Consider the following 8,803-nt stretch of genomic DNA (forward strand, 5'->3'; position numbering starts at 1 on the left):
CAATAACTTCTCTTGTACAGTTGCTTTTTTGTAAAAAATAGGGGCTGTTGTCAATTGTGTTTATTCTCTTAAAAACTATCAATCTGCATATGGCGCCACTAATTCCGCTAACGATTGCTCAGCCGAAAAACCTTCGTCTTTTATTATAGCTTTTTCCGAAAGAATAAAAGAACCGCCAATGGCTAGAATATTAGGATTTTCAATAAATTCTTGGTAATTGGTCTTATTTACTCCGCCTGTTGGCACAAATTTAATATCAGAAAACGGACCACTAAGAGACTTAACCGCATCAAGTCCGCCATAAACATTAGCAGGAAAGAATTTCACTACCTTAAGACCATACGATTGCGCGCGCATAATTTCAGATGGAGTAACAGTTCCAGGCAATATTGGAATATTTTTTTCTATGCAATACGTAACAATTTCATCACTAAAGCCAGGAGTAACAATAAATTTTGCACCATTTTCAACCGCCTCTTTGGCAGTGTCTAAACTACGAACCGTCCCAGCACCTACGATCAATTCATCGCTTTCGGACAATTGTTTGATAGCTTTACTTGCTAGTTCGCTTCTATAAGTTATCTCAATAAAACTAAGGTTATTGTTCTTTAAAATATTTTCTGCTTTAGCAAGATATTCCATCGATGTAACTGTGTATAAAGGCAAAAAGTGTTCGCTTTCTAATTTTTTGAAAAAACTATTCATTTCCATTGTTATCCTTTCTGAATTTTATAATATATAGTCATTGTCTGTTTTGCTCACAGATAATGCCGAACGTATATTGTCCATAGATTTATAACTGTCAACATTGTCATGGTACATTACATTAACATAAAATATGTCCATTAAAGATAAATACAAAATTCTAGCCGATAAAGATTCTGTACGAAATTTTGACTCCTCGCTATAAGCAATAATTGTTTCGTCAGCTAGATTAATTAATTCAGATGTTGAATTACCAGTTAAAACAACTAATTTTGCAGATGTTTTAGCAATTTCTTTAGCTAAATTTAGCGTTTCGATGCTTTGACCCGAATGTGAAAATAAAAAAATCAGATCCTTATCGGTCAACTTTGTTGTGTACATTAATTGTAGGTGGTAATCAAATATATAATCACAACTATACTTCGTTCTCAAAAATTTTTGATAGCTATCAAAAGCGATTACAGAAGAACCACCAATACCAAAAAAATGAATGGTTTCAGAATTATATATCATAGATAAAATGTTATCTAACTTTTCTTCGGTGATTGATTGCATAAAATTATTAATCGAAGCTATGTTTGCATTGATGACCTTGCTGGCTATCTGATAACTTGAGTCGTTTTCATCAATATCAGTGTACGCAATAATTGAAGGATCAATTACAGATGAATTAGCATTTCTTGCAATAGAAATTTTGAAATCTTGAAAACCATTAAAACCTATTTTTTTTACAAATTTAAAGATCGTTGCTTGTGAAACTTCAATATCATCAGAAATATTAGCAATCGTCTTTGCTACTGCGTTATTTCCAATTTCCAAAAAGTAGTCAGCGACCTTTTTTTCAGTATCACTAAATGTATGATAGTGCTGTTTTATTATCTTTGTCAAATAAGTTTCGACCATAAATAACCCACTCCTAATATAAAAAAAGTTTACCATAAAATGAATAAAAAATAAAATTTATTTTTTAAAGCCTTTACATAGAAAAAAATATTTGCTATACTTTAATCGTAATATATATATAAATTATAACATACAGGAGGATAACTTAGTGAAAGTAGGATTTGTAGGACTTGGTAAAATGGGGCTAAACATGGCACTAAATTTAATAGATGACAAATGGGATATTATTGGTTTTGACGTAAATGAGAAAGTACGTAAATTCGCTATAGAAAAGAAAGTAAAAGTGCAAAATTCTTTAAAAGATCTTCTTGCCCGTTTAGAAAGTAGAAAAATAATTTTTATTAGCCTTCCCTCAGGAGAAATTACAAACCATTTGGTAGATGAGTTGAGTTTAAATTTAAACGATGGAGATATCGTTATTGATAGTGGGAATTCTAATTATCATGATAGCGTGAAAAATTATAAAAAACTAAAGCAAAAAGGTATTTCTTTTCTTGATTGTGGGACTTCTGGCGGAATAGAAGGCGCAAGGTATGGTGCTTGTTTGATGATTGGAGGAGATAAACCAACCTTCAATATTATGGAACCTTTTTTTAAATCGCTTGCTTGTGAAAGCGGTTATATTTATGCAGGAGAAGCGGGGGCTGGTCACTATTTGAAAATGGTGCATAACGGAATAGAGTATGGCATGATGCAAGCTATTGGTGAGGGATTTGATATTTTGCAAGCTTCTGAATATAAATTTGATAATGAGGCAGTTGCTGAAGTATGGAATCATGGCTCAGTTATTAGGAGTTGGCTAATGGAATTATTAGTTAAGAGTTTTACATTAGATCCTAAGTTAGAAAAGATAAAAGGAAAAGTCAATGCCAGTGGTGAAGCTGAATGGACAATTGAGGAAGCATTAAAACTAGGGGTGCCAGTCCCAATCATTTCTAATTCTTTATTTGTACGTAACGCTAGCCAAATAGAAGATAGCTTTACTAATAAAGTTGTTTCTACTCTAAGACAAGGATTTGGCGGACATAAAACTTTTGAAAAAGATGGGAAGTAGATTTAATGGCTGAAAATAAAGTTGCTATTGTTAATTCAAGTAGTTTTGGAAAAATTTTTACCGATCATATGAAACGCTTGGAAAAACTTGGAGAAGTACAACATTTTACTTTTGAGAGTGGAATAAGAGGGGAGGAGCTTGCTAAAAGATTACATGGGTACAACATTATCATTTCCAGCGTTACTCCATTTTTCACAAAAGAATTTTTCGATTTTAAAGATGAGCTAAAATTAATTAGTCGTCATGGAATTGGCTATAACAATATTGATCTTGTTGCTGCTAGAGAACATAACACGATTGTATCAATTGTTTCAGCTTTAGTAGAAAGAGATGCTGTTGCGGAAAACAACATTACCAATTTGATGAATATTTTACGTAAAACTTCGCAATCACAGCAAAGTGTAAGGAATAATCGCTGGCAGGATCGAGCAAAATTTGTTGGAAATACATTATATGGAAAAGTAGCTGGGATCATTGGAGTAGGAAATACTGGAAGTTGTGTTGCAGAATCACTTCGACTTGGCTTTCGTTGTCGAACCATTGGTTACGATCCATATAAATCAAAATTAGAATTAGCTCAATTTGGTGTGGAGAAAGTAGGACTAGATGAATTATTACAAAAATCAGATGTTATTTGTGTATGTGCTAATTTAACCGAAGAAAATTATCATATGATTTCCACTGATGAAATAGCTAAGATGAAAGAACATGTTTATATTTCAAATAGCTCTAGAGGTGCTTTATTAGATGAAAAAGCGATAGCCGAAGGATTAAAAACAGGAAAAATTGCTGGTTTAGCAACTGATGTACTAGAAAATGAACCAGGTGATTCTACACATCCTTATCTAAAAAATGAAAACGTTGTCTTAACTCCTCATACTTCAGCTTATACCATGGAGTGTTTAGAAAATATGGGAGACAAGTGCGTGACTGATTGTGAATGTGTTGTAAAAGGAAAATTACCAGAACGTTCCGTACAAGATAAAAGTAAATATATTTTACAAGAGGTGGTATAAAAATGTTACAAGACTTGAAAGTAAAAGCAGGGCCAGAATTTTATAAATACTCGCAAGGAGCTATTGATGAGTTTGTACCACAAATTTTAGATGAATATCGTGCAGAGAAAATTTTGGTTGTTCATGGAGAAATTTCATGGGAGAAAGCTAAACCTTTTATGACTTTCCTATCGGATAGCAGATACGAATTTATCTACCATAAATATACAGGAGAATGTAGTTACTATGGAGCTGAATTAATCGCTAAACAAGTCGAAGAAAATGATATTAGTTTCATTGTGGGTGTAGGAGGAGGCAAACTAGCAGATTTGGTGGAATATAGTGCGCATGTTGTTAACTTACCTTGTGGTGTGATACCTACATTAGCTAGTAACTGTGCCCCTTGGACACCACTTTCGGTTATGTATAAGGAATCTGGGGAATCTGAAGGCAAATCTGAACACTATTTAAGACAAGCTGCATTTTTCATTACAGACCCTTACCTTGTTATTGATGCTCCAACTAGATATTTTGTCGCAGGTTTAGCAGATACAATTGCCAAATGGTATGAATCGGACTTAATTTTGAAACAAAGTTCGTTAAAAGATTTCCCTTTCCTGCAAACCGCGCAATATACATCAGTTTTGTGTAAAAATGCTATTTTAGACTATAGCGATCAAGCAATTAAGGATATGGAAAATAATATTGTTTCTGATGAGTTTGTAAATTTGTCTGAAATTGTTTTTGCAGTCGCGGGATTAGTTGGCGGTCTAGGGGATAAATATGCTAGGAACGCAGCAGCACATGCCATGCACGATGCTATTTCTAAATATTTACCTGCAAGCCATGACTTTTTACATGGAGAAAAAGTTGCGTATGGGATTTTATATCAATTAGCGCTTGAAGAAAGATGGTCATTTATCGATGAACTATTACCTTTTTACGCTTCTTTAAATTTGCCACGTTCTTTGTCCGATATGAAATTGACACCTATTTCTGATGAAGCGAGTGATAATATTACGAATTTTATTAATAGCAAAGCAAAAGTTCATTTGATTCCTATTGAAATAGATACTGAAAAGTTAAAAAAAGCAATGTTTAGTTTAGAAAATTATATAAATAAACAGTGAGCAAGGAGGAGTAATTTTGGGTACATTAACGGTAATACAAAGTTTACTAATTGCATTATGGGTTGCTTCAATTATGTCTAGATGGCTTGGTGGTGGGGCTACATTAACTTTACGTTTCTCCCCATTAATGACAGGACTATTCTGTGGAGTTGTAATGAATGATATAGCGCAAGCAATGGTTATAACCGCTGGCATTCAACTTATTTATATGGGTGTTTTTTCTCCAGGAGGACAAATGCCTTCTGAACCTGCAGTAGCAGCAGGTGTGGCTGTACCAGTCGCATTGCTGGGTGGTCTGCAACCAGAGGCAGCTATTTCAGTCGCTGTGCCAGTTGGTTTATTAGGAAGCTACTTATATCAATTTAGGTTTTTTATTAATACATTCTTAGGAAAATATACGGACAGTGCTGTTGAAAAGTTAGACGACAAAGCCATCCAAAGGTCTATTATCTGGTTACCAACGATCGCTTCTTTTCTTTTATTTGTCCCATTAATGTTTGTTGCATTATATTGGGGAGCGCCAGTTATTGCTGATGTTATTTCTGCATTAGAAGGAACGGTCATTCTGCATGTTCTTGAAGTTGTCGGTGGTGGACTAGCTGCCATTGGTATTGCAACTACTATTTATGTTATAGGGAGAAAAGATTATTTAGTTTTCTTCTTGTTAGCATATTTTATGAGTGTAATTTTTGCTGAATTAGAAATTACTATGGTTACGTATGCAATCTTAGGTACATTGATTGCTTTAATTTTTGTTTTTGCAAAAAATGGCAGGGGTGACGGAAATCAAAAAGCTACAGCAACGACAAATGGTAATGATTTTGACGACGATGACGATGATGACTTTTGAGGAGGTTAAAAACAATGGCTGAAAATAACGAAAACAATGTTAGCAAACCTGAAGAAATTACAAAAAAAGATGTTGCAAAGTCTTATTTAAGATGGCACTTTGCTAACGAAATTCCACATTCGTTTGAAAGATATATTGCACCTGCATTACTTTATGGTTTAATGCCTATTTTGAGAAAGTTATATAAAGATGACGAACAGCTCAAAGCAGCTTATAAACGGCAATTGTTATTTTTTAATACGCAATTAACATGGGGCGGAGGAATCATCACTGGTTTAATGTCCTCGATGGAACAAGAACGGGCACGCCAAGAGCATGATAATGAAGAAGTGACGATGACTGATGACTTGATGTATAACACAAAAGCAGGTTTGATGGGAGCATTAGCTGGTATTGGAGATGCGATCGATTCAGGAACCATTCAGTATATTTTTATCGCAATTGCTGTACCCTGGGCTCAAAATGGGAGTCCTTTAGGAGCATTGATTCCGTTTATTTTATTTGCAAGTTATCAATTTGCTATTGGCTTATTTTTTGCAAGGCAAGGATTTACATTAGGGAGAAACGCAACAAGTTTGATGGAAAGCGCGGGTATTAAGACAATGATTGATATCTTATCAATCTTAGGGCTTTTCATGATGGGCATTTTAGCTGGTAGCTATATTGAAGTAGAATCTTCCTTGCAGTTTTCACTTTCAGGAAGAGAATTTGTGATTCAAGATATACTTGATGAAATTGTTCCAGGTCTTTTACCCCTAGCTACTGTAATGGGTGTGTACTTCTACTACAATAAAAAAGGATTAAAAGTTACTCAAGCGTTGTTATGGTTGACTGCTATTTTAATTGTGTTAGCTGCAGTTGGGATTTTGTAGAAAAAAGGAGAATTTTATATGGGTGTTGTTAATTTAGCAAGAGTAGATGAGAGGCTTATTCATGGACAGGTAATGATGACATTGTCACAAAGAAATGGTGTTAATTCAATTTTTGTCGTAGATGACGTTGTTGCTAAGGATAAGTTCATGAAAAGTTTGTACAAAAGTGCTGGCGGAAGAACAGGACAAAAAACAATTGTAATGACAACAGATAAGTGTAAATATTATTGGGATGAGTTTGATTTTAAAGAATATAGTTGCATCCTTATTACAAAAACTGTTGATGTTATTTACGAATTAGTGAAGCATGGAATACCAATGAAAGAGCTGAATATTGGTGGTATTGCACAAAAAGATGCTGAAAAAGATATTAAAGTAACAAAAGCTGTATATTTAAATAAAGAAGATGCGATGAAGTTAAAAGAATTGAATGAAGATTATGGTGTAGAGAATATTTATTTCCAGACAACACCTTCAGATACAAAAGTGTCATTAAAAGAAGTACTGGCAAAATTTAAATAATTAGATAGGATGCTAACATATGGTTAATGTAGAACAATTTAATGATTGGGTCGTCCGCTATAATTATCTTTTTAAAGTAAGGTATACAAAAAAACAAAAGAAAAAATTTTTGCAGAGTTTTTTGACTGATTTAACTGCTATTCGAGATGATGTAGAGCTTAGAGGAGATAAGGAGGATAAAAATAGCTATCATATTGTGGTCGGAAATTTGGAAAAAGCACGATATGTTTTAGCTACTTATTATGATACTCCAGCCGTCTATTACGGAGCTTACAATTTTTTTGACACCAAAAACCAACGGAAAAAAACAACTTATCCTATTGTTTTTTTTGCGATACTTATGCTTATTTTAGGGGTAATATTGACTTATTATGTTAGCATTCCTGTTTTTAATAGTGCGTTTACTTTTAAAACAGCTCTTCTTGTGCTCTTTTATATCATTTATTTTTGGACTTTTGGTAAAATAACTAGAGGCTGGCCAGAAAGGAATAACACGATTCGGAATAATTCTTCTATCTTGTTCTTATTACAATATATAGCTGACCATCCGCAATCGAAGTTTGCTTTTGCTTTTTATGATAATGGTTGCCAAGGGGATAAATCGATACAAAAAATTTTAGCAAAGCTTAATAAAAATACGCAGACTTTATATGTATTAGACACTATTGGGGGCACGGATAATTTATCTGTTGTGACAAATAAAGAAAAACAACTATACCAGAATTATTTCGCAGAAAAAATAGATGGGAGTCTTGAAGCAAATTGTAAATTTTTACTTACGCTCACCAATAACAGCGAAGAAATTCGTCGTCTATTTTTAAGTAAAGAGACTTTGAAATCTAGAAAAATAAATAAAGTAAATTTTACCAAGCTAGATGCATTTTTTAAACAAATCGAAAGGAGGTAAAGTTATTGATAGGAATTGTGATTGCTACACACGGGTGTTTAAGTGACGGATTTAAGGATGCTGCTAGTGTTGTTATCGGTTCAGTTGAACGCTTAGAAACAGTCAATTTAAATTTAGGGGATGCAGTTGACGAGTTAGGTGATAAAATCGCTAAGGCAATTCATAAAGTTGATGATGACGATGGTGTTATCATATTGGCTGACTTACTGAGTGCTAGTCCATACAATCAGACCGTTCTAGCCACTAGTAAGTTAGATGAGCATTTGCAAAGTCAAGTGCATCTTATTTCAGGTGTCAACTTTCCAATGGTTTTAGAAGCGATCAATCATCAATTGATCGATACAAATATTGGTGAAGCAGTACAAGCTATAGTAGAACAAGGGAAGCAAGGTATAGAAAATTGGAATGCGTTATCAGCTTCTACTGATGAAGAAGATGAAGATGAATTTTAATTGATAAATAATACTTAAAGACTAGCAAATACATCGAGACTTTTTAAAGATAGTCTGTGTTATTTGTTAGTTTTTTGTCTTGTAGCTAGTAGTCAAAAGTAAAGGTGCAATAGGAGGTTTTACAACGGATGTCTAAAGATTTACGAGCTGTTATTTTTGATATGGATGGTTTAATTATTGAGTCCGAAAAAGTTTATCGTGAAGGATGGATCTATGGCGCAAAAGCGATGAATATTGATTTGCTAGAAGAGCTTGTCGCCAGAATGGCTGGAAGAAGCCCAGAAGAAAACACCAGAGAATTAATTGCTTATACGAATAGCAAAACAACAGCTCAAAGAATTCGTAACTGGCGCGAAAGATATTTTTATGAACAATTGATAAATAATAAAATAATGTTAAAACCTTATTTTTGT

Annotated in this window: 10 protein-coding genes and 1 pseudogene; 9 read left to right on the forward strand and 2 right to left on the reverse strand. The window is 33.7% G+C overall.

Going from position 1 to position 8,803, the window contains the following annotated elements:
- Positions 1–78 precede the first annotated feature (78 nt).
- Complete coding sequence (locus TS1_RS11635; protein WP_068710647.1) at positions 79–711, reverse strand: bifunctional 4-hydroxy-2-oxoglutarate aldolase/2-dehydro-3-deoxy-phosphogluconate aldolase; 633 nt, start codon at positions 709–711, stop codon at positions 79–81.
- Positions 712–729: 18 nt separating this feature from the next.
- The gene (locus tag TS1_RS11640) at positions 730–1,608 is read right to left on the reverse strand and encodes a MurR/RpiR family transcriptional regulator (protein WP_068710648.1); all 879 of its coding nucleotides are present in this window, start codon (positions 1,606–1,608) and stop codon (positions 730–732) included.
- A gap of 148 nt (positions 1,609–1,756) precedes the next feature.
- On the opposite strand from TS1_RS11640, the gene gnd reads away from it, so the two are divergent.
- From gnd to TS1_RS11685, 9 genes and pseudogenes are all read left to right on the forward strand, one after another.
- Positions 1,757–2,662: a phosphogluconate dehydrogenase (NAD(+)-dependent, decarboxylating) gene (gnd, locus tag TS1_RS11645; RefSeq protein WP_068710649.1), complete on the forward strand. Its 906-nt coding sequence runs from the start codon at positions 1,757–1,759 to the stop codon at positions 2,660–2,662.
- A gap of 5 nt (positions 2,663–2,667) precedes the next feature.
- On the forward strand, positions 2,668–3,678 hold the full coding sequence (locus tag TS1_RS11650) for a D-isomer specific 2-hydroxyacid dehydrogenase family protein (protein WP_068710650.1): 1,011 nt from the start codon (positions 2,668–2,670) through the stop codon (positions 3,676–3,678).
- A gap of 2 nt (positions 3,679–3,680) precedes the next feature.
- The gene (locus tag TS1_RS11655; protein WP_068710651.1) at positions 3,681–4,787 is read left to right on the forward strand and encodes an iron-containing alcohol dehydrogenase family protein; all 1,107 of its coding nucleotides are present in this window, start codon (positions 3,681–3,683) and stop codon (positions 4,785–4,787) included.
- Positions 4,788–4,803: 16 nt separating this feature from the next.
- Positions 4,804–5,637 (forward strand): PTS mannose/fructose/sorbose/N-acetylgalactosamine transporter subunit IIC, encoded by an 834-nt coding sequence (locus TS1_RS11660; protein ID WP_068710652.1) that lies wholly within the window; start codon positions 4,804–4,806, stop codon positions 5,635–5,637.
- Positions 5,638–5,651: 14 nt separating this feature from the next.
- Positions 5,652–6,509 carry a PTS system mannose/fructose/sorbose family transporter subunit IID gene (locus tag TS1_RS11665; protein ID WP_068710653.1) on the forward strand — a complete coding sequence of 286 codons (858 nt, stop codon included), beginning with the start codon at positions 5,652–5,654 and terminating at the stop codon, positions 6,507–6,509.
- Positions 6,510–6,527: 18 nt separating this feature from the next.
- The gene (locus TS1_RS11670) at positions 6,528–7,031 is read left to right on the forward strand and encodes a PTS system mannose/fructose/N-acetylgalactosamine-transporter subunit IIB (RefSeq protein ID WP_068710654.1); all 504 of its coding nucleotides are present in this window, start codon (positions 6,528–6,530) and stop codon (positions 7,029–7,031) included.
- Positions 7,032–7,050: 19 nt separating this feature from the next.
- Complete coding sequence (locus TS1_RS11675; protein WP_068710655.1) at positions 7,051–7,938, forward strand: hypothetical protein; 888 nt, start codon at positions 7,051–7,053, stop codon at positions 7,936–7,938.
- Positions 7,939–7,943: 5 nt separating this feature from the next.
- Entirely contained in the window at positions 7,944–8,390 is a 447-nt protein-coding gene (locus tag TS1_RS11680) for a PTS sugar transporter subunit IIA (RefSeq protein ID WP_068710656.1), read from the forward strand.
- A 128-nt stretch (positions 8,391–8,518) separates the two neighbouring features.
- Positions 8,519–8,803: pseudogene (locus TS1_RS11685) on the forward strand (HAD family phosphatase); the annotation flags it as partial.

It is taken from the genome of Tetragenococcus solitarius NBRC 100494 (genome assembly GCF_001544195.1).
Lineage (GTDB): Bacteria > Bacillota > Bacilli > Lactobacillales > Enterococcaceae > Tetragenococcus > Tetragenococcus solitarius.

Excerpts from the sequence above, each read along its gene's own strand:
- TS1_RS11675 (WP_068710655.1), top strand. The coding sequence starts at position 7,051 with ATGGTTAATGTAGAACAATTTAATGATTGGGTCGTCCGCTATAATTAT.
- TS1_RS11655 (WP_068710651.1), top strand. The coding sequence starts at position 3,681 with ATGTTACAAGACTTGAAAGTAAAAGCAGGGCCAGAATTTTATAAATAC.
- TS1_RS11650 (WP_068710650.1), top strand. The coding sequence starts at position 2,668 with ATGGCTGAAAATAAAGTTGCTATTGTTAATTCAAGTAGTTTTGGAAAA.
- TS1_RS11635 (WP_068710647.1), bottom strand. The coding sequence starts at position 711 with ATGGAAATGAATAGTTTTTTCAAAAAATTAGAAAGCGAACACTTTTTG.
- TS1_RS11670 (WP_068710654.1), top strand. The coding sequence starts at position 6,528 with ATGGGTGTTGTTAATTTAGCAAGAGTAGATGAGAGGCTTATTCATGGA.
- TS1_RS11665 (WP_068710653.1), top strand. The coding sequence starts at position 5,652 with ATGGCTGAAAATAACGAAAACAATGTTAGCAAACCTGAAGAAATTACA.
- TS1_RS11640 (WP_068710648.1), bottom strand. The coding sequence starts at position 1,608 with ATGGTCGAAACTTATTTGACAAAGATAATAAAACAGCACTATCATACA.